The organism is Streptomyces paromomycinus, assembly GCF_003865155.1.
Taxonomy (GTDB): Bacteria; Actinomycetota; Actinomycetes; order Streptomycetales; family Streptomycetaceae; genus Streptomyces; species Streptomyces chrestomyceticus.
Genome location: NZ_BHZD01000001.1, coordinates 2,730,658 through 2,752,287, shown reverse-complemented (window position 1 = coordinate 2,752,287; position 21,630 = coordinate 2,730,658). Strand labels below are relative to the sequence as shown.

The following is a 21,630-nucleotide window of genomic DNA, read 5'->3' as shown; positions in this document are numbered from 1 at the left end:
GGACGTTGTCACGATCGAGAGTCCCGGGGCCGCAGGGCCCCGTACGGGACGTCCCAACGACGCAAAGGATCAAATGACCTCCTCTTCTTCCCTTCCACAGGACCGACAGCGCCTCCCCGAGAGCCGCCGGGCCGACGCCCTGATGGAAGAGGACGTCGCCTGGAGTTACGAGATCGACGGGGAGCGTGACGGCGCACAGTACGACCGCACCGAGCGGGCCGCCCTGCGCCGCGTGGCCGGGCTGTCCACCGAGCTCGAAGACGTCACCGAGGTCGAGTACCGCCAGCTCCGCCTGGAGCGCGTGGTGCTGGTCGGTGTCTGGACCACGGGCACGGTGCAGGACGCGGAGAACTCCCTCGCCGAGCTGGCCGCACTGGCGGAGACCGCCGGCGCGCTGGTGCTCGACGGTGTGGTCCAGCGCCGCGACAAGCCCGACCCGGCCACCTACATCGGCTCCGGCAAGGCCCTGGAGCTGCGCGACATCGTCCTGGAGTCCGGCGCCGACACGGTGGTCTGCGACGGTGAGCTGAGCCCCGGCCAGCTGATCCACCTGGAGGACGTCGTCAAGGTCAAGGTCGTCGACCGTACGGCCCTGATCCTCGACATCTTCGCCCAGCACGCCAAGTCCCGCGAGGGCAAGGCGCAGGTCTCACTGGCGCAGATGCAGTACATGCTGCCCAGGCTGCGCGGCTGGGGCCAGTCGCTGTCCCGGCAGATGGGTGGCGGTGGCTCCGGCTCCGCGGGCGGCGGTATGGCCACGCGTGGTCCCGGTGAGACCAAGATCGAGACGGACCGCCGGCGGATCCGCGAGAAGATGGCGAAGATGCGCCGGGAGATCGCGGAGATGAAGACCGGCCGCGACATCAAGCGGCAGGAACGCCGTCGCCACAAGGTCCCCTCGGTGGCCATCGCCGGCTACACCAACGCGGGCAAGTCCTCCCTGCTCAACCGCCTGACCGGGGCCGGCGTCCTGGTGGAGAACGCGCTGTTCGCCACCCTGGACCCGACCGTGCGCCGGGCCGAGACGCCCAGCGGGCGGCTCTACACCCTCGCCGACACCGTCGGTTTCGTGCGCCACCTGCCGCACCACCTCGTCGAGGCGTTCCGTTCCACGATGGAGGAGGTCGGCGACTCCGACCTCATCCTGCACGTGGTCGACGGTTCGCACCCGGTGCCGGAGGAGCAGCTGGCCGCCGTGCGCGAGGTGATCCGTGACGTGGGCGCCACCCACGTACCGGAGATCGTCGTCGTCAACAAGGCGGACGCCGCCGACCCGCTGGTCCTCCAGCGGCTGCTGCGCAACGAGAAGCACGCGCTGCTCGTCTCGGCCCGCACGGGCCAGGGCATCGACGAACTGCTCGCGCTGATCGACGAGGAGCTGCCGCGCCCGCAGGTCGAGATCGAGGCGCTGGTGCCCTACACCCAGGGCGCGCTGGTCTCGCGGGCACACGCCGAGGGCGAGGTGATCTCCGAGGAGCACGTCGCGGAGGGCACCGTCCTCAAGGCGCGGGTGCACGAGGAGCTGGCCGCCGAGCTCCGGCCGTACGTACCGGCCGCGTGACGCGGCAGACGTAACAGGACGTCGTGAGCGCGACGCCGTAGGCAGTGCGAAGGCCCGCCCCTGGGAACGGGGGCGGGCCTTCGTGCTACCTGCTGGACCGGCCGCGCGTACGGCCGCAGGACGAGGGCCCGCCCCCGGAAACCGGGAGCGGGCCCTCGTGCGCCGCGACTACTTCGACGCGAACTTCTTGCTCATCGCGTTGTACAGGCTCTTGGCCTCCGGGCCGAGGTGCGGGCCCGCCAGCCAGCCGGCCGGACGGGGGCCGATCGAGGTGTTGGACACCAGCGTCGGCTTGCCGTCCGAGCCCTTCGCGAACCAGGGGCCACCGGAGGAACCGGCGGTCATCAGGCATCCGATGCGGTACATGGTCGGCTTCTTGGCGTCCAGCGAGAGCCGACCCGGCTTGTCGGTGCACTGCTGCAGCGTCGCGCCGTCGAACGGCGCCTCGGCCGGGTAACCCTGGGCGGTGATGCTCTTGATGTCCGGGATCGCCGAAGCGTTGAAGTCGACCGAGTAGGCGCCGCCGGCGACCTCTTCGAGGGACTTGCTGCCCGCGCCCTTCTCCGGCGTCACGTGCATGATCGCGAAGTCGTACGGCGCCATCGGCACGCTGTTGCCCTGCGGGCCGCCCTGGCCGATCCACTGGCTGGAGGTCGACGCGCCGTCGGCCCACCACACGCCCTTGGGGAACATCTGCTCACGCGAGGCGTTCTCCAGCTGGGCCGCGCTCTTGCCGGTGTCGTTGAACGACGGGGCGAAGATCATGTTGCGGTACCAGCCACCGGTCTTGCCGGCGTGCACGCAGTGACCCGCGGTCCACACCAAATTCGACTTGCCCGGGTGCGCCGGGTCCTTGACCACCGCGCCGGAGCAGACCGCGTGGCCCTCGGGCGTGTCGAAGAAGATCTTGCCGAGACCGGGCGCGTTCTGGCCGAACGGCGGCTTGACGGCCTTGGCCTGTACCGGCCGCGGGTCCGGGTCGGTCCGCCCCTGGTCACCCGAGATGTCCTTGGGGGTGGGCTCCTTCGGCGGCTTGGCCTTGCTCGCCCGGTCCGGATCCCACAGCCCCTTGATGATCGGGTTGATGAACTCACTGGCCTCGCGGAGCCACTTGTCCTTGTCCCAGTTCTTCCACTCGCCGTTCTTCCACTTGTCCAGGTCGACGCCGTGTTCCTTGAGCTTGTCCTGGATGTCCTCGGGGATCGTGAAGCCACCCCCGCCCGCACTGCCCTGTTCCGCGGACTGGCTGGGCTTGCCGTCCGCCTGGTTGCCCTCGGGCCCGCAGCCGGTGGCGGTCAGCGCCACCACGGCGGTGAGGGCGGCCGCGGCCAGGACCGGCCGACGTATGGATCGCATGGGTGAACTCCCCCTGGTCTGTTCAGGCTTGCCGCAGGTGTCCGTCCGGCCCCGGACGGCCGTGCCGCGCCGTGGGTGATCGTGCCGGTCTTGCCCCGGACGTGCCCGCATCTGCTGTTTTGTCATGCACCGGAAAGCTGGGCGCAGGTCCCCACTATGCCGGTGCCGTTGGGGACGGCGGTGGGCGGGTCCCCGGTTCCGGTCGGGTGCGGATCTTTCCTTGGGGGTGTTGCGGGGCGTCGTGCAGGGGGGAAGCGAGGTGCCGTGCCGGGGTGGTGCGAGACGTTGCGCCCGGGTGGTGCGAGACGTTGCGCCGGGGTGGTGCGAGACGTTGCGCCGGGGTGGTGCGAGACGTTGCGCCGGGGTGGTGCGAGACGTCGCGCCGGGGTGGTGTGGGAGTGCGTGCGGGGGGCCGGACGGGGCGCGGCGCATGGGCGCGCGCCGGTGGGTGCCCGTCGTCGTGTCGTCCCGTCGTCGTGGCGCGGCGCCCGGATGCGGCAAGGATCTTGTGACAGGCCGTGTTCTCCCGCGTACGCCGTCGTTGATACGTACGGGGGACGGCTGAGCCGTGTCCGGCGGCAGGCAAAGCGGTCCGTCCACCGACCAGCCAGGTCCGACCAGACCCGTCCATGCCCGGCGACCTGCCGACAGCGGATCAGGCCCGGTGCGCGACGGAAGCGGCCCGACGGGGCGCGGCCGGTGCGCGGCGGGCCCGCCCGCAGTGCACCGTAAGCGTCCCCGCACCGCGTCCGCCGGTGCATCCGCAGTTCAACAGAAGAGTCCAGCAGCAGGAGGACCGAACCGCCGTGGCCTTGACCCAGCCTCTGCCGATGGCACCCCCTCCCGCCCACGAGGGCATCCTGCGGCGGCAGTCGCTCCGCGAGTCCGCCGCCCGTACCTACGCGCGCTCGCTGCCCATCGTCCCGGTGCGCGCCCGCGGGCTGACCATCGAGGGCGCCGACGGCCGCCGCTACCTGGACTGCCTCTCCGGGGCGGGCACCCTGGCGCTCGGCCACAACCACCCCGTCGTCCTGGAGGCCATCCGTTCCGTCCTGGACTCCGGCGCCCCGCTGCACGTCCTCGATCTGGCCACCCCGGTCAAGGACGCCTTCGTCACCGAACTCTTCGCCACCCTGCCGCCCGAACTGGCCGACCACGGCCGCATCCAGTTCTGCGGGCCGGCCGGCACGGACGCCGTCGAGGCCGCCTTCAAACTGGTGCGGACCGCGACCGGCCGGGACGGACTCGCGGCCTTCACCGGCGCGTACCACGGCATGACGGCGGGGGCGCTCGCGGCGTCCGGGGGCGCGCAGGACACCTCCGTGACCCGCCTCCCGTATCCGTACGCCTACCGCTGCCCCTTCGGCACCGGCGGCGAACAGGGCGCGGAACTGGCGGCGCGCTGGACGGCGAACGTGCTCGACGACGACAAGAGCGGCGTCGCCAGGCCGGCCGGAATGATCCTCGAACCGGTCCAGGGCGAGGGCGGCGTGATTCCCGCGCCCGACAGCTGGCTGCGCCGGATGCGCGAGATCACGGCCGCGCGCGGCATCCCCCTCATCGTGGACGAGGTGCAGACCGGCGTCGGCCGCACCGGTGCGTTCTGGGCCGTCGGCCACAGTGGCATGGTGCCCGACGTCCTCGTCCTCTCCAAGGCGATCGGCGGCAGCCTGCCGCTCGCGGTCATCGTCTATCGCGAGGAACTGGACGCCTGGCGCCCCGGCGCGCACGCGGGCACCTTCCGGGGCAATCAGCTCGCGATGGCGGCCGGCGCGGCCACCCTCGCGTACGTCAGGGAGAACGACCTGGCGCGGCGCGCGGGCGAACTGGGCGCCCGTATGACGTCCCGGCTGGACGCACTGGCCGCCGAACACGGCTGCATCGGTGACGTACGGGGCCGGGGCTTGATGCTCGGCCTGGAACTGGTCGACCCGGACACCGCCCCGGACCCGTCCGGAGCCCGCCCGGCCGCCCCCGCGCTGGCCGCGGCCGTCCAGCGGGAGTGCCTCGACCGGGGCCTGATCGTCGAACTGGGCGGCCGCCACGGTTCGGTGGTCCGGCTGCTGCCCCCGCTCACCATCACCGACGAACAGGCGGACGCGGTCCTCGACCGCCTCGCCGACGCACTGGCGGCCGGGGCGCGGTCGGGGGCGGGTGGGGTGGCTGCGGGGGCGTGTGTGGTGGCTGGGGTTGGTGGGGTGAGTGGGATGAGTGGGGTGGGGGTGTCTGGTAGTGCCGGGGCGTCTTCGAGTGCCGGGGGAGCCGGCGCGTCCGGGAGTGCCGGGGGAGTCGGGGCGTCTGGGAGTGCCGGGGGAGTCGGGGCGTCTGGGAGTGCCGGGGGAGCCGGGGTGCCTGGGAGTGCCGGGGGAGCCGGGGTGCCTGGGACTGTCAAGGCGCCCGGGGATGCCCGAATCGGCCGAAACTGTCGGGGATGCAGGGGCCAACGGGGTCGCCGGGGCCGCCGGGGTGGGGGTGGCAGGCCCCAGGCAGGAGAGGAGCGCGGAGTCCGCACCGGACGGGAAGGGCCGTGCGGTACCGCTGCAGGGGGCGTCCTCCGAGGTGACCCCGTGAGCGGGCGCCCGCACCGTTCCGGGCGCACGAGAGCCCGGCGCTCGGCGCACCACCGTGCACCCGAGCTCCGTCCCGTACGCCGCCATCGTGCCCCGCCACTGCGTGACGGCCCTTACGGGCACACCGTTCCTCAACGGCGCCCGGCCGCTCCCAGGCGCACGCTCGCCACCTGCCCACCGCCCTCCCACCGCCCCCTCACCGTCCAGACCGCGTCGACCGCGCCGACCCTGCGAGGCACACCCCGATGAACGAACGCCCCGGCCCCGACGGGACTCCGGCCGACGAGCGACGTCTGCCCCGTGAACCGCTGGCCCGGCTGCGGGAACCCGCCGTGCCGCGGCAGAACCGGCGCGCCGGCGCCCACGACAGCGGTGAGAACGGCGAACACGGCGGCCACACCGGCTGTGCCGTACGGCTCGGACACCACGAGCGGCACGGCGTTGAGGACTGCCACGGCCTCGGAGCCACCCGGGTCGTCACGGTGTACGAGGACGACGAGACCGACGAGACCGACGCCGAACCCCCGGCCGAGGGCGCTCTGCAGAACCCCGACCATCGGGACCCCGAACGCCAGGACCCCGACCATCAGGGCAGCGCGCGGGCTCCGGTGCCGGACCCGCCCGAGGACATCGATGACGTCGAGCATGATGAGCACGACGAGCACGACGAGCACGACGAGCACGACGAGCACGACGAGCACGTCGAGGCCGCCGAGGCCGTCGAGGCCGTCGAAAACCCGGTCTCGGTGCGGGGCCCCGAGCAGGCCCGGCCGGCGCATCAGGACCGGCTGGAGCACCCTGACCCGGCCGTCGCCGCCGACGCCGCCGGGGCCGAGAGCCTGCTCCGCTGCTGGATCCGCGAGAGCGGTACGCCCCGCCCGCCCGGCGACCGGCTGCGCGTTCCTCTCGACGCCAGCGCGGCGGCCCTGCACGTACCCGTCCTGTACTGGTCGGAGACCGGCTGGCACCGGCTCGGCGCACCCGTACTGGAAGGCGCTCCCGCCGACGCCGTGCCGCTGGACGCCGTGACCCTCGCCGCCCTGCTGCGCCGCGAGGCCGTACGTGTCGGCAACGCGGTCGGCAGCACCGGCAGCGCTCTCGGCCGTACCGACGACGTCAACAGCGCCCCGAGCAGTACGGGTACGTGCAGGACCGCCCCCGCTCACCCCTCCGGCGCCCCGGACAGCGAGAGCGCCGACCTCGTCGGTCGCGTCGCCGACTCGGTGCGGCACACCGCGGTGTTCCTCGCCGACCGGCGCGCCGCCCCGGCCGACGACCTCGGCACCTCCCGCTTTCTCGCCGCCGAACAGGCGCTGCTCTTCGGCCACCCCATGCACCCGACCCCCAAGAGCCGGGAGGGCCTGACCGACGCCGAGACACACGTCTACTCCCCGGAACTGCGCGGCGCGTTCCGCCTCCACTGGACGGCCGTCCACCAGGATGTGTTCGCCGCCGCCTCGGCCTGGACCGAGCGCGGCCGGACCGTCCCCGCCGAGCAGCTGGCCGCCCGCCTCGCCGAAGGAGCACCCCCGGCGCCCGCCGGCACCCTGCCGCTGCCGATGCACCCGTGGCAGGCCCACCAGCTGGGCCACCGCCCGGACATCGCCGGACTGTACGAGACGGGCCACCTCCACGACCTGGGCCCCGGCGGCCCGGACTGGCACCCCACCTCCTCCGTACGCACCGTCTTCCGGCCCGGTTGCGACGCCATGCTCAAGCTCTCCCTGGGCGTACGCATCACCAACTCCCGCCGCGACAACCTCCGCAAGGAACTGGAACGTGGCGTCGAGGTGCACCGGCTGCTCCGCACCGGCCTGGCCGCACAGTGGCGGGCGGCCTTCCCGGGCTCCCCAGGCTCCCCGGGCTCCCCGGGCTTCGACATCGTCCGCGACCCGGCCTGGTTCGGCGTCACCGGAGCCGACGGCGAGCCGGTGCACGGCCTGGACGTGGTCGTCCGGCACAACCCCTTCGGCGCCACCGACGACGCCGTCTGCATCGCCGCCCTCACCTCGCCCCGCCCCTGGCCCGGCCACACCGGCCTGCGGTCCCGCCTGGCCGACGTCATCGGCAGGCTCACCGCCCGCACCGGGCGGCCCGCGGGCGCCGTCGCCACCGAGTGGTTCCTGCGCTACCTCGAAGCGGTGGTACGGCCCGTCCTCTGGCTCGACGGCACCGCGGGCGTCGCACTCGAAGCGCACCAGCAGAACACCCTGGTCCTGCTGGACCGGGACGGCTGGCCCGCCGGCGGCCGCTACCGGGACAACCAGGGCTACTACTTCCGCGAGTCGCGCCGTACGGAGCTGGCACGGCGGTTGCCCGGCATCGGCTCCACCAGCGACACCTTCGTCACCGACGAGGTCACCGACGAACGCTTCGCCTACTACCTCGGCATCAACAACGTCCTCGGCCTCATCGGCGCCTTCGGCTCCCAGCGCCTGGCCGCCGAGAAGGTGCTCCTCGCGGCCTTCCGGCGATTCCTCACCGACGCCGCGACCGGGCCGGCGGAACACCGTTCGCCGCTGCCCGGCCGGCTCCTGGAAGCCCGCACCCTGCGCTGCAAGGCCAACCTGCTGACCCGGCTGCGCGGCCTCGACGAACTCGTCGGCCCCGTCGACACCCAGTCCGTCTACGTCACCATCCCCAACCCCCTGCACCCCTGACTCCCGTCCCAGCCCTGCCCCGGCGCCTGCCTCAGCCCCGGCTCCACCTCGTCCCCGCCCGGCGCCCGAGCGCGTCGGGCCCTCATCCCCTCCACCCCCTCCGTCCCTCGTCCCGCCGGTTCCCCGACTCCCTGCCCGCCCACCCCGTGACCTCGTGAGGAGGCCCGGAAAGGAGAGAGCGCCATCGTGCCCCCCACCGAATCCGGCATCGATCCAGGATCCGAAGAAGCCTTCGACCACCCCCGCGAAGCCTCTCCGGACGACGCGCTCGACGACACCCTCGACCTGCACCTGCCGCCCGACATCACGGCGCTGTTCACCGAGGCGCCCTTCGCCGTCTCCACCGACCCGGCCGACAGCCCGGGTGGCGGGGTCCTGCTCGACCACATCGCGGACTGGGGGCCCGCGGCCACCGCCGCCGGGCCGTTCCAACTCGTACCGGTACGCCTCGAACGCGACCTGCCGCTGATCACTGCCTGGATGAACGACCCGGCCGTCGCGGCGTTCTGGGAACTGGCCGGGCCCCAGGCGATCACCGCCGCCCACCTGCGCGCCCAACTCGACGGTGACGGACGCAGCGTGCCCTGCCTCGGCGTACTGAGCGGTGTCCCCATGAGCTACTGGGAGGTCTACCGCGCCGACCTGGACCCGATCGCCCGTCACTACCCGGCCCGTCCGCACGACACCGGGCTGCACCTGCTGATCGGGGGCGTAGCCGACCGGGGCCGCGGTATCGGGACCACACTGCTGCGGGCCGCCGCCGACCTCGTACTCGACCACCGTCCGCAGTGCGGCCGGGTCATCGCCGAGCCAGATCTGCGCAACGTCCCCTCCGTCGCCGCGTTCCTCGGCGCCGGCTTCCGCTACGGCGACGAGATCGACCTGCCCGCCAAACGCGCGGCCCTCATGGTCCGCGACCGCGCCCACCGCCACCTCCTGTGACTGCCCCCGTTCCTCGCACCCACCGCCGACGCTCCCTCGTCGGCGGCCCCCACTCGCCCTCGAACGGTCCCTCGGCCCCCGTCCGCCCACCCATTCCGTACGGCCCGCCCACCCCGTACGGCTTGCCGGCCCCGTATGGCCTGCCGACCTCATGCCGCCCACCCGCCCCGTACGGCCCACCCGCCCCGTACGGCCCGCCCACTCCGTATGGCCCACCCACCCCGTACGGCCTGCCCACTCCGTACAGCCCACCCACCCCGTACGGCCTGCTCAACTCATGCTGTCCTCCGGCCTCCGGTCACCTGCTGTCCCGGTACGGCCCGCCGACCTCGTGCCGTCCTCCGACCCCCGGCCACCTGTTGATCCCGTACGGCCGACCGACCCCACGCCGCCGCCCGGCCACCATCACCGGCGGCAGCCTCCTCGGACACCTCACCCCCACACCCGCCCACAGCCCGCACGACCACTCACCCTTCTCCAACCCGTCCGGCCCCTCCAACCCCTCGTCCCCCTCCACCCGCCCCCTTCGCACTGCCCGCGTCTCCACACCTGACCCCTTCTCTCCGCGCACCGTCCGTGTCGCTCAGGTCTCGTCCCCAGGAGTCCCGCCTTGCGTCCTTCTTCCGAACCCCTCCATAGCCCCGCTTCCGGCGCCGGCGACCCCGGTAGCGACAGCACGGGCCCTCGCAACCGCGGCGCCGACAGCCCCGAGGTCACCGCTCCCGGCGGCAGCCACCTCAGCCGCCCCGGCGTAGGCGATCCCGACCCTGCCTCCGGGCCCGTCCCCGCCTCCGCCTCCGGCCCCGTCCCCGCCTTCGGCAGTCCGGACGCCACCGACCCCGCGGCCGTCGCCCCCACCGCCACCGGCCACACCTTCCCCGCCCCCGGAGCTTCCGGAACGTCCGAAGTCCCCGGAGACGAGCCGCCCGGCGGCGGGACGGACAGCCACCGTGCATGGCAGAGAGCCGCTCGCCGGCTGCTGGCCAAGACCCTGGCGGAGTTCGCGTACGAGGAGGTCGTCACCCCGGAACCCGACCTGAGCGCCGCCTCCGTCCCCGGACCGCGCGACGGACACGACGACCCCGGCCACACCCCTGGCAACACCCCCGGCAGTGCCCCTGACGGCGCTGCCGACGACTCCCGCCCCTACCGGCTACGGCTGAGTGACGACGTCACCTACCGCTTCCGGGCCCGCCGTGGCGCATACGGGCACTGGCGTGTCGACCCCGACTCCATCACCCCCACAGGCGACCCCCTTCACTTCCTCTTCCACGCCCACGACACCGTCCTGGGCCTGTCCGGTGACACGACCGGCCACCTCATCCGCGAGCTGACCGCCACGCTCGCCGCCGACACCCGCCTGGACGCCACGGCCCTCAGCGCGGCGGAGCTCGCCGACCTCGACTACGCCGCACTGGAAGGCCACCAGACCGGCCACCCCTGGCTCGTCGCCAACAAGGGACGGCTGGGCTTCTCGGCGGCCGACGCTGCTGTCTGGTCACCCGAGGCCCGCACCCCGCAGCGGCTGCCCTGGATCGCCGCGCACCGCCGGCTGGCCGTCTACCGGGGCATCCCGGCCCTGGCCACCCCTGATCGTCTCTACGCCGATGAACTCACCCCCGCGATCCGTGCCGCCTTCACCCGCACCCTCTCCACGCAGGGCCTCGACCCCGCCGACTACCTCTACCTCCCCGTCCACCCCTGGCAGTGGGACGAGACCGTCGCGCCCCTCTTCGCCCCCCAACTCGCCGACAAATCCATCGTCCCACTCACCACTGACAACGACCTGCGACTGCCCCAGCAGTCCATCCGCACCTTCCTCAACCTCAGCCGCCCCGGGGCCCGTACGGTCAAGCTCCCGCTCTCCGTCCTCAACACCCTGGTCTGGCGCGGCCTGCCGACCGAACGCACCATCGCCGCCCCGGCCGTCACCGCCTGGGTCCACGGCCTGCGCGACGCCGACCCGTACCTGCGCGACGAGACCCGGGTGATCCTGCTCGGCGAGACCGCGTCCGTCACCGTCGAGCACCCCCTGTACGACCGGCTGCCCGGCGTCCCGTACCAGTACAAGGAACTGCTGGGCTGTATCTGGCGGGAGCCGATCAGCCGCTGTCTGGACCCGGGAGAGCGGGCGCGCACCCTGGCCGCGCTCCTGCAGACCGACCCGCACGGGCGGGCTTTAACAGCCGAGCTGGTGCACCGTTCCGGCCTGGCACCCCGCCTCTGGCTGCGCCGCCTCTTCGCCGCCCTGCTGCCGCCCCTGCTGCACTTCCTCTATCAGTACGGCACGGTCTTCTCCCCGCACGGCGAGAACGCCATCGTCGTCTTCGACCAGCAGGACGTCCCCACCCGCCTCGCGGTCAAGGACTTCGTCGACGACGTCAACACCAGCGCCGAGCCGCTGCCGGAGCACGCCGCCATGCCCGCCGACGTCCGCGCGGTGCTGCTCACCGAACCGCCGGACTTCCTCACCCAGTTCATCCATTCCGGTCTCTTCGTCGGGGTCTTCCGCTACCTCGCCCCGCTGTGCGAGCAGCAACTCGCGGTCCCGGAAGTCGAGTTCTGGTCGCTCGTACGGGCGGAGATCCTGCGCCACCAGGGACGCTTCCCGCACCTGAAGAAACGCCACGAGACCTTCGACCTGCTCACCCCCCGCATCGCCCGGCTCTGCCTGAACCGCAACCGGCTCCACCTCGACGGATACCGCGACCGTGCCCAGCGCCCGCACGCCGCCGTCCACGGCACCGTGCCGAACCCCCTCCACCACCCGTGACCGAGCAGATTGTCAGTGGGCCCGCGTAGGGTGGCAACGCTATGACGAAGCCCTCCCTCCCCGACCTGCTGCACGCCGCCGTCACCGCTGTCGGCGGCACCGAGCGCCCCGGCCAGGTCGCCATGGCCGAAGCTGTCGCCGAAGCGGTCGAAGACAGCTCCCACCTGCTCGTACAGGCCGGCACCGGCACCGGGAAGTCGCTCGGCTACCTGGTGCCGGCGCTGGCCCACGGCGACCGTGTGGTGGTGGCCACAGCCACCCTCGCGCTCCAGCGCCAGCTGGTCGAGCGCGACCTGCCGCGCACGGTCGAGGCCCTGCATCCGCAGCTGCGCCGCCGTCCGCAGTTCGCCATGCTCAAGGGCCGCTCCAACTATGTCTGCCTGCACCGGCTGCACGAGGGCGTCCCGCAGGAGGAGGAAGAGGGCCTTTTCGACCCCTTCGAGCACGCGACGCCCACCAGCAAGCTGGGCAAGGACCTCCTGCGGCTGCGCGACTGGGCGGACGAGACCGAGACCGGGGACCGCGACGACCTCACCCCCGGTGTCTCCGACCGCGCCTGGGGGCAGGTCTCGGTCTCCTCGCGCGAGTGCCTGGGCGCCTCGAAGTGCGCGTACGGCGCGGAGTGCTTCGCCGAGGCCGCCCGTGAGCGCGCCAAGCTCGCCGACGTGATCGTCACCAACCATGCCCTGCTGGCCATCGACGCCATCGAGGGCGCCCCGGTACTGCCCCAGCACGACGTACTGATCGTCGACGAGGCCCACGAGCTGGTCTCCCGGGTCACCGGCGTGGCCACCGGGGAGCTCACCCCCGGCCAGGTCAACCGGGCCGTCAAGCGGGCCGCGAAGCTGGTCAACGAGAAGGCCGCCGACCAGCTCCAGACCGCCTCGGAGACCTTCGAGCGCCTGATGGAGCTGGCCCTGCCCGGCCGCCTGGAGGAGATCCCCGAAGATCTCGGGTACTGCCTGATGGCGCTGCGGGACGCGGCCCGTACGGTGATCTCGGCCCTCGGCTCGACCCGCGACAAGTCCGTCCAGGACGAGGACGCCGTGCGCAAGCAGGCCCTCGCCTCCGTCGAGAACGTCCACGCGGTCGCCGAGCGCATCGCCAACGGCTCCGAGTACGACGTCGTCTGGTACGAGCGCCACGACCGCTTCGGCGCCTCGCTGCGCGTCGCGCCGCTGTCCGTCTCCGGCCTGCTGCGGGAGAAGCTCTTCGCCGACCGTTCCGTCGTGCTCACGTCAGCCACCCTCAAGCTGGGCGGGGACTTCAACGGCGTCGGTGCCTCCCTGGGGCTGGCCCCGGAGGGCACGGAGGGCGAGGACGTCCCGCAGTGGAAGGGCCTGGACGTCGGCTCCCCGTTCGACTACGGCAAGCAGGGCATCCTCTACGTCGCCAAGCACCTCGCCCAGCCGGGCCGCGAGGGCAGCCGTACGGACATGCTCGACGAGCTGGCCGAACTGATCGAGGCCGCCGGCGGCCGCACGCTCGGCCTGTTCTCCTCCATGCGCGCTGCCCAGGCAGCCGCCGAGAACCTCCGCGGGCGGCTGGACATACCGATCCTCCTCCAGGGCGAGGAGACCCTCGGCGAGCTGATCCGTACCTTCGCCGCGGACGCCCGTACGTGCTTGTTCGGCACCCTCTCGCTGTGGCAGGGCGTCGACGTGCCGGGCCCGAACTGCCAGCTCGTGGTCATGGACCGGGTGCCGTTCCCGCGCCCCGACGATCCCCTGATGAGCGCCCGGCAGAAGGCCGTGGAGGAGGCCGGCGGCAACGGCTTCATGGCGGTCGCGGCGACCCACGCCGCCCTGCTCATGGCTCAGGGAGCAGGCCGCCTCGTCCGCGCCACGGGCGACCGCGGCGTCGTCGCCGTACTGGACCCGCGCGTCGAGCGCGCCCGCTACGGCTCGTTCCTGCGCCGGTCCATGCCCGAGTTCTGGTACACCACCGACCGCAACCAGGTCCGCCGCTCCCTGGCCGCCATCGACGCGGCCGCCAAGGCCACGGAAGAGGCGTGAACGGCCCTGGGGCCGCCTAACGGAACCGCACCCTCCACCCGGCTCTTCCGGGGGTGTAGCGGCATCACAGGCGCCTCCAGCGGCCGCCCTCGCCCCCCGGCGCCGCTCCTCACCGGACCTGTGCCGGGGACGCGTCGGCCACCCCTCGTTCGGCCGGCCACCGCGCCAGCTCGGACGGACGGAGCAGGGGGCGTTCGCCGCCCCAGCGGTGCCATTCCACCCCTCCGCCAAGGTGGTGGGTCAGCTCGCCGAGGATCTTGCCCCGCTCCCCGCGGACGGTGAAGCGCACGTCGCCGGCGCACATGCACACGAAGGCGGAGGACGTCGGGACGACTTCCAGCAGACCGGCCAGCTCGGCGATCTCCGCCGCATCGCCCACCAGCACATTTCGCTGCCCGGAATCCGGTCGCACCGAGCCCACCTCGACGGAACGGGCACCCGCCCACACCCCGTCGATCTCCCGCAGCCGCTCCCACCCCACCCGGCTCCCCCTCCGCCCATACGGCCCCATTGAACCCGAGCCCCCACGCCTGAACGGTCAGCCAACGCGCCAACAGCAGCTCTATCGAACTCCCGGCCCCCACCCCACCCCGCAGCGACCCCCACCATCAATTGAGCAACCCCCACCAAGCCCAGCCCCCTCCGCGAAAGCGGCGCCGGTTTAGGCGCAGAGGCAAGCCCCGGGACCGGCGCCTTGGGTTCTAGTGGTCGTTGCAACACCCCAGTTCAAGGGGTGCGATGGACTTCGAGGTCCGTAAGGTCCGCTCGGCTCAGGGGCGCAGGAAGCTCACCGCTGAGCGGGCGGAATACTTCCGGCTCGTGAATGCGGGATACACCAGCAAGGAAGCGTCCGCGGCGGTCGGTGTGAACGAGCGCACCGGACGTGAATGGCGCAATGGCCGGTGGGATCCTCAGCGGCTCAGACCGCCGGCGGCCCAGGCGACGCGCCGCCCCGACCAGGAGCGCGTCCACACCAGGCGGGCACCCGTTCTCCAGGACCGGGTGCCCGCAGCCGCAGCCGCAGCCGTGGAAGTGCGCTCGCGCTTTCTGTCAGAGCGTGAGCGCATCCACATCGCTGACCGGCTCCGGGAGAAGGCGTCCATCCGGTCGATAGCCGCCGAACTGGGCCGCAGCCCTTCCACCGTCAGCCGGGAGATCCGGCGCAACCGCACCGACGGCACCCGCAAGCAGTGGCACTACCGGCCGTTCGCCGCCCAGGCCCGCGCCGATGGCCGCAGGCCACGGCCGAAACCGCGGAAGATCAGCCAGAATCCCGAACTGCGGGACGCCGTCCAGGCGGGCCTGGACCAGCGGTGGAGCCCGGAACAGATCTGTCACGCTCTGCGCAGACAGTTCCCCCACCGGCCGGAGATGCACGTGGTCCACGAAACGGTCTACCAGGCGCTCTACGTGCAAGGACGCGGCCACCTCCGACGGGAGGTGGCGGGCGCGCTGCGCAGCGGACGTGCCCGCCGCAGGCCGCACCGCCAGGCCAACTGCCGCCAGCCCCGCTTCACCGATCCCATGGTCATGATCAGTGAGCGGCCCGCCGAAGCGGACGACCGGGCCGTGCCCGGCCACTGGGAAGGCGACCTGATCATCGGCAAGGACAGCGGCTCGGCGATCGGCACCCTCGTCGAACGCAGCACCCGCTACGTGATGCTCCTGCACCTGCCCGCCGACCACACCGCAGCCAGCGTCCGCGCTGCCCTGACGGAGACCGCGCAAAGGCTCCCCCAGCACCTGAAGCGGTCCCTGACCTGGGACCAGGGCGCAGAGATGGCCGCCCATCGCAGCTTCACCCTCGCCACGAACGTCCCCGTCTATTTCTGCGACCCGGCCAGCCCCTGGCAGCGCGGCTCGAACGAAAACACCAACGGCCTGCTCCGCCAGTACTTCCCTAAAGGAACCGACCTGTCCGTCCACACCCGCGAGCACCTCGACGCCGTCGCCGCCCAGCTCAACGGCCGCCCACGCAAAACGCTCGACTGGGAAACCCCAGCCGAGCGCCTGCATAAACTACTCGCGGCCTGAACAACACGACTACGTGTTGCGACGATCCCTAGAATCCGCCCGCAGTGGTCCCGGGGCTCGGTCGAGGGGGGTCAGACCCGCCGCAGCACCGCCACCACCTTGCCGAGGATGGTGGCCTCGTCACCGGGAATGGGCTGGTAGGCGGCATTGTGCGGGAGCAGCCAGACATGGCCGTCCTCGCGCTTGAAGCGTTTGACCGTGGCCTCGCCGTCCAGCATGGCGGCGACGATGTCGCCGTTCTCCGCCACGGGCTGGCGGCGCACCGTGACCCAGTCGCCGTCGCAGATCGCGGCCTCGATCATCGAGTCACCGACGACCTTCAGGACGAACAGTTCGCCGTCGCCGACCAGCTGCCGGGGCAGCGGGAAGACGTCCTCGACCGACTCCTCGGCGAGAATGGGACCGCCTGCGGCGATCCGTCCGACGAGCGGGACGTAGGACGCGGCGGGCTTGCCGGCCGTGTCGGTGGGCGCGCTGCTCGGCTGGTCGGAGCCGCGCACCTCGTACGCCCGGGGGCGGTGCGGGTCGCGGCGCAGGAAACCCTTGCGCTCCAGAGCCATGAGCTGGTGGGCGACGGACGAGGTGCTGGACAGCCCGACCGCCTGGCCGATCTCGCGCATGGACGGCGGATAGCCGCGGCGCTGGACGGAGTCCCGGATGACCTCGATGACCCTGCGCTGTCGGTCGGTGAGTCCCGAACTGTCGGCGCGGATGCCTGGAGGACGGCCGGGCAGTGAGCGGGCTGGCTTCTGCCCCTCGGGGTTCATGGCGTCGTCCATCGGCGGTTTCCGGGTCGGATCGAATCGGCTCTGGGAGTGGCTCTGGGCGGTGATGGTGGCACTGTCTGCGGTGGTGGTCACGTCGGCCCCTCTCGGAATGTGCTCCCTAGTTAGCCAACGGTAGTTGCTTTCGAAAGGTTGCGCCAAACACACGTTCGAGTGAAAATTTCCGGATTAGCTGACCTGATCACGGGCTTAGGTGTATAGCCGAAAGGCAATTCGGGTCATTGCAGTACTCTTCGCCCCGAGCTGATGGCCGGGAGTGCGAGCCGTCCCGCCGGGCCCGGTGCGGGCGCCGCGACGTGCCGATTCTGTCATCCCCGCCCCGCCGGAGCCGCCCCCGGGTCCTGTCCCGTACCCTCGTCGGCGGCCCTCCGAGTGGCCCCCGACGGCCCGCCCTGCCGCGACACGCAGGGGGCGCGGATGACCCCCCGACACCACATGTAGTGCTTTGATGACTACAGCTGCCCAGAAGTTGTGGTGCTGGTGTCTTTCGGGGCTCCAGGGATCGCCTATGCTTGGGGTCGCTCCGAGGGGCCCGTGAGGGCGGCCCGGAGGTCATCAGCCGTACGCCGGGACCATGGGCGTACGACCGTAATTTTCGAGGGTGAGGAGGGTGAATTCATGCATTGCCCCTTCTGCAGGCACCCCGACAGCCGGGTGGTCGACAGCCGCACCACCGATGACGGCACTTCGATCCGCCGGCGCCGTCAGTGCCCGGACTGCTCCCGCCGTTTCACCACCATCGAGACGGCGTCGCTGATGGTGATCAAGCGGAGCGGGGTCACCGAACCCTTCAGCCGCAACAAGGTCATCGCCGGCGTGCGCAAGGCGTGCCAGGGCCGGCCGGTCACCGAGGACGCCCTCGCCAAGCTGGGGCAGCGGGTCGAGGAGGCCGTGCGCGCCACCGGCAGCGCCGAGCTGTCCACCCACGACGTCGGGCTGGCCATACTGGGCCCGCTGCAGGAACTCGACCTCGTCGCGTACCTGCGCTTCGCGAGCGTGTACCGCGCCTTCGACTCGCTGGAAGACTTCGAGGCGGCCATCGCCGAGCTGCGGGAGCAGAGCGAGCGGGCAGCGCCCGCGCGGGAGTGCGGGTGCGAAGGGGGCGCCGGACAGCCGGCGGTCCCGGTGCCTGCCACCGCCGCCGACTGAGATCGGCACACCATAGACCTGACCAGGGCAAATGCAGGCGCCCTGGTGCCAGACAGACACACACCGTGCCACGGGAAGAAGTGCGCACATATGGGCGTTTGCCCGTACAGGGAGGCGGAATGACAGAGACGACGAGCGGCCCGGCACGAGGCTCCCGCGCCAAGGGCAGCAAGGCGAGCAAGGGTCTGCGTATCGAGCGCATCCACACCACTCCCGGCGTGCATCCGTACGACGAGGTGGCGTGGGAGCGCCGTGACGTCGTCATGACCAACTGGCGCGACGGCTCGATCAACTTCGAGCAGCGTGGCGTCGAGTTCCCCGAGTTCTGGTCGGTGAACGCGGTCAACATCGTCACGAGCAAGTACTTCCGCGGCGCGGTGGGCTCCGACACCCGGGAATCGAGCCTCAAGCAGCTCATCGACCGGGTCGTCAAGACGTACACGAAGGCCGGCGAGGAGAACGGCTACTTCGCCTCCCCGGCGGACGCCGAGATCTTCGAGCACGAGCTGGCGTACGCCCTGCTCCACCAGGTCTTCAGCTTCAACTCCCCGGTGTGGTTCAACGTCGGCACGAAGCAGCCGCAGCAGGTCAGCGCGTGCTTCATCCTCTCCGTGGACGACTCCATGGACTCGATCCTGGACTGGTACAAGGAAGAGGGGATGATCTTCAAGGGCGGCTCCGGCGCCGGCCTGAACCTCTCCCGCATCCGCTCCTCCAAGGAGCTCCTGTCCTCCGGCGGCAACGCCTCCGGCCCGGTCTCCTTCATGCGCGGCGCCGACGCGTCCGCCGGAACGATCAAGTCGGGCGGCGCCACCCGCCGTGCCGCCAAGATGGTCGTCCTGGACGTGGACCACCCGGACGTCGAGGCCTTCATCGACACCAAGGTGAAGGAGGAGGAGAAGGTCCGCGCCCTGCGGGACGCGGGCTTCGACATGGACCTGGGCGGCGACGACATCACGTCCGTCCAGTACCAGAACGCCAACAACTCCGTCCGCGTGAACGACGAGTTCATGAAGGCCGTCGAGACCGGTTCGAAGTTCGGCCTGCGCGGCCGGATGAACGGCGAGGTCATCGAGGAGATCGACGCCAAGGGCCTGTTCCGCAAGATGGCGGAGGCCGCCTGGGCGTGCGCCGACCCCGGCATCCAGTACGACGACACGATCAACCACTGGCACACCTCGCCGGAGTCGGGCCGGATCACCGCCTCGAACCCGTGCAGCGAGTACATGCACCTGGACAACTCCTCGTGCAACCTGGCCTCGCTGAACCTGATGAAGTTCCTGCGCGACGACGACAAGGGCAACCAGTCGTTCGACGCCGAGCGCTTCGCCAAGGTCGTCGAGCTGGTCATCACCGCGATGGACATCTCCATCTGCTTCGCGGACTTCCCCACCGAGAAGATCGGTGAGACCACCCGTGCCTTCCGCCAGCTGGGCATCGGCTACGCCAACCTGGGCGCCCTGCTGATGGCCACCGGCCACGCGTACGACTCGGACGGCGGCCGCGCCCTGGCCGGTGCCATCACCTCCCTGATGACCGGCACCTCCTACAAGCGCTCCGCCGAGCTGGCCGCGGTCGTCGGCCCGTACGACGGTTACGCCCGCAACGCCGACGCACACAAGCGCGTCATGAAGCAGCACTCGGACGCCAACGGCGCCGCCAAGCGCATGGACGACCTGGACACCCCGGTCTGGGCCGCGGCCACCGAGGCGTGGCAGGACGTCATCCGCCTCGGCGAGAAGAACGGCTTCCGCAACGCGCAGGCGTCGGTGCTCGCGCCGACCGGCACCATCGGCCTGATGATGGACTGCGACACCACGGGCGTCGAGCCGGACCTGGCCCTGGTCAAGTTCAAGAAGCTGGTCGGCGGCGGCTCCATGCAGATCGTGAACAACACGGTCCCCAAGGCGCTCAAGCGGCTCGGTTACCAGCCGGAGCAGGTCGAGGCGATCGTCGCCCACATCGCCGACAACGGCAATGTGATCGACGCCCCCGGCCTGGACCCCGCCCACTACGAGGTCTTCGACTGCGCCATGGGCGAGCGCTCCATCTCGGCCATGGGCCACGTACGGATGATGGCGGCGGCCCAGCCGTTCCTGTCCGGCGCGATCTCCAAGACCGTCAACCTCCCCGAGTCGGCCACCGTCGAAGAGGTCGAGGAGGTCTACTTCGAGGGCTGGAAGCTCGGCCTGAAGGCCCTGGCGATCTACCGCGACAACTGCAAGGTCGGCCAGCCGCTCTCCGCCAAGAAGAAGGAGGAGGAGAAGAAGGCCGAGGAGAAGCCGGCCGAGAAGGTCGTCGAGTACCGTCCGGTCCGCAAGCGTCTGCCCAAGGGCCGTCCCGGCATCACCACCTCCTTCACGGTCGGCGGCGCCGAGGGCTACATGACCGCCAATTCCTACCCGGACGACGGTCTGGGCGAGGTCTTCCTGAAGATGTCCAAGCAGGGTTCGACCCTCGCGGGCATGATGGACGCCTTCTCCATCGCCGTCTCGGTGGGCCTCCAGTACGGCGTGCCGCTGGAGACGTACGTCTCGAAGTTCACCAACATGCGCTTCGAGCCGGCCGGTATGACGGACGACCCGGACGTGCGGATGGCGCAGTCGATCGTCGACTACATCTTCCGCCGCCTGGCGCTGGACTTCCTGCCCTTCGAGACCCGCTCCGCGCTCGGCATCCACTCCGTCGAGGAGCGTCAGCGCCACCTGGAGACCGGTTCGTACGAGCCGGTCGACGAGGAGGAGCTCGACGTCGAGAGCCTGGCCCAGTCCGCGCCGCGCCGCCTGGAGCCGGCCACGGAGCCCTCGACGACTGAGATCGTCGAGGAGACCGCGGCCCCGGCCCCCAAGCAGGCGCACACCAACGCGGAACTGGTGGAGATGCAGCTCGGCATCAACGCCGACGCGCCGCTGTGCTTCTCCTGCGGTACGAAGATGCAGCGCGCGGGCAGCTGCTACCTGTGCGAGGGCTGCGGCTCGACCAGCGGGTGCAGCTGACACCGGCACCTTCGGGTGACTGATTGACCAGGGTGGGGAACCGGAATTCCGGTTCCCCACCCTGCGTTTCACCCCGGTCCTGCGTCTTCCGGACCGCGCGGGTCCGCCCGCGGGATGCAGAGAAATGACGGAGCCTTATCCACGCCCGAGGGCGTTTTCACCGAAGTCTCGGCGTATGCCGTCCGTCAGCCGCCCATGACCGTGACGAACGTTTCCGGGTCGGTGTCGAAGCCCCGTACGGACGAAAGGAACCGCCACTCGTCCGACTCGTCCCGCTCGAATTCCGCTATCACCGCCGCGGTGGCTCCGGCGGTCTCCGAGAAGTCGCCCGCCGCCAGTTCGTCGTATCCCTCGTTGACGCGGAAGGCGGTGTTGTCTATTTCTCCGAATGTCTTGCGTCCGCCGCGCTGCTGGATGGCCACGCCGACGACCACGCGTGCGTAGGTGTCCGCCAGCCGGTTCAGTTCCAGCACCATGGCCTCGTCGGTGCCGAAACCCAGGCCGGTGCGGCTGTCCCGGCTGAGGATGATGGTGCCGTCGGGCGAGCGGCTGTCGAAGTGCACGAGGTAGTCGGGTGCCCCGCGCGGGTCGTCCTTGGTGTAGGTAGCGGCGATGAGGTCCAGGTCGTGGGCCGGAGTGCCTGCGGGGCTGGGGTCCCACTTGAGGGTCACTTCGACTTTGTCGATCCCTTTGTTGAGGCTGCTCACAGAGATCCCTTCCGTGTTGCAACTCCCGGGCTGTGCAAGGCGTTCCATCCATGGTGTCACGCTCCGCAAGCCCTGCCCCGGC

Annotated in this window: 12 protein-coding genes and 1 pseudogene; 9 read left to right on the top strand and 4 right to left on the bottom strand. The window is 71.3% G+C overall.

Annotation, left to right across the window (positions count from 1 at the left end):
• Positions 1-73: 73 nt before the first annotated feature.
• Positions 74-1,561 carry a GTPase HflX gene (hflX, locus tag OEIGOIKO_RS10955; protein WP_125053887.1) on the top strand — a complete coding sequence of 496 codons (1,488 nt, stop codon included), beginning with the start codon at positions 74-76 and terminating at the stop codon, positions 1,559-1,561.
• 168 nt (positions 1,562-1,729) lie between these two features.
• Here hflX and OEIGOIKO_RS10950 read toward each other — a convergent pair whose 3' ends face one another.
• Positions 1,730-2,917: a trypsin-like serine peptidase gene (locus OEIGOIKO_RS10950; protein WP_125053886.1), complete on the bottom strand. Its 1,188-nt coding sequence runs from the start codon at positions 2,915-2,917 to the stop codon at positions 1,730-1,732.
• An 806-nt stretch (positions 2,918-3,723) separates the two neighbouring features.
• On the opposite strand from OEIGOIKO_RS10950, the pseudogene OEIGOIKO_RS10945 reads away from it, so the two are divergent.
• From OEIGOIKO_RS10945 to OEIGOIKO_RS10920, 5 genes and pseudogenes are all read left to right on the top strand, one after another.
• Positions 3,724-5,088 (top strand): annotated as a pseudogene (locus tag OEIGOIKO_RS10945) (diaminobutyrate--2-oxoglutarate transaminase family protein); the annotation flags it as partial.
• Positions 5,089-5,732: 644 nt separating this feature from the next.
• On the top strand, positions 5,733-8,147 hold the full coding sequence (locus OEIGOIKO_RS10940; RefSeq protein WP_125053885.1) for an IucA/IucC family protein: 2,415 nt from the start codon (positions 5,733-5,735) through the stop codon (positions 8,145-8,147).
• A 186-nt stretch (positions 8,148-8,333) separates the two neighbouring features.
• Positions 8,334-9,089 carry a GNAT family N-acetyltransferase gene (locus OEIGOIKO_RS10935; RefSeq protein ID WP_125053884.1) on the top strand — a complete coding sequence of 252 codons (756 nt, stop codon included), beginning with the start codon at positions 8,334-8,336 and terminating at the stop codon, positions 9,087-9,089.
• A gap of 976 nt (positions 9,090-10,065) precedes the next feature.
• Positions 10,066-11,862, top strand: coding sequence for an IucA/IucC family protein (locus OEIGOIKO_RS10925; protein WP_125058628.1), 1,797 nt, complete (start codon positions 10,066-10,068; stop codon positions 11,860-11,862).
• Positions 11,863-11,903: 41 nt separating this feature from the next.
• Positions 11,904-13,877, top strand: a complete 1,974-nt coding sequence (locus OEIGOIKO_RS10920) for an ATP-dependent DNA helicase (protein WP_125053883.1) — start codon at positions 11,904-11,906, stop codon at positions 13,875-13,877.
• A 109-nt stretch (positions 13,878-13,986) separates the two neighbouring features.
• On the opposite strand, the gene OEIGOIKO_RS10915 is transcribed toward OEIGOIKO_RS10920, so the two are convergent.
• Positions 13,987-14,358, bottom strand: a complete 372-nt coding sequence (locus OEIGOIKO_RS10915; protein ID WP_125053882.1) for a hypothetical protein — start codon at positions 14,356-14,358, stop codon at positions 13,987-13,989.
• Between the two features lie 257 nt (positions 14,359-14,615).
• Between OEIGOIKO_RS10915 and OEIGOIKO_RS10910 the strand changes: the two genes are divergently transcribed.
• Positions 14,616-15,911 (top strand): IS30 family transposase, encoded by a 1,296-nt coding sequence (locus tag OEIGOIKO_RS10910; RefSeq protein ID WP_125053881.1) that lies wholly within the window; start codon positions 14,616-14,618, stop codon positions 15,909-15,911.
• Positions 15,912-15,982: 71 nt separating this feature from the next.
• Here the strand turns inward: OEIGOIKO_RS10910 and lexA are convergent, their stop codons facing one another.
• Complete coding sequence (gene lexA, locus OEIGOIKO_RS10905; RefSeq protein ID WP_030020363.1) at positions 15,983-16,771, bottom strand: transcriptional repressor LexA; 789 nt, start codon at positions 16,769-16,771, stop codon at positions 15,983-15,985.
• A 543-nt stretch (positions 16,772-17,314) separates the two neighbouring features.
• Between lexA and nrdR the strand changes: the two genes are divergently transcribed.
• Together nrdR and OEIGOIKO_RS10895 are read left to right on the top strand one after the other, a co-directional pair.
• Positions 17,315-17,845 carry a transcriptional regulator NrdR gene (nrdR, locus tag OEIGOIKO_RS10900; RefSeq protein ID WP_125053880.1) on the top strand — a complete coding sequence of 177 codons (531 nt, stop codon included), beginning with the start codon at positions 17,315-17,317 and terminating at the stop codon, positions 17,843-17,845.
• 119 nt (positions 17,846-17,964) lie between these two features.
• Positions 17,965-20,841, top strand: coding sequence for a vitamin B12-dependent ribonucleotide reductase (locus tag OEIGOIKO_RS10895; RefSeq protein WP_125053879.1), 2,877 nt, complete (start codon positions 17,965-17,967; stop codon positions 20,839-20,841).
• A gap of 185 nt (positions 20,842-21,026) precedes the next feature.
• Here the strand turns inward: OEIGOIKO_RS10895 and OEIGOIKO_RS10890 are convergent, their stop codons facing one another.
• On the bottom strand, positions 21,027-21,548 hold the full coding sequence (locus tag OEIGOIKO_RS10890) for a TerD family protein (RefSeq protein WP_125053878.1): 522 nt from the start codon (positions 21,546-21,548) through the stop codon (positions 21,027-21,029).
• Positions 21,549-21,630: the final 82 nt, after the last annotated feature.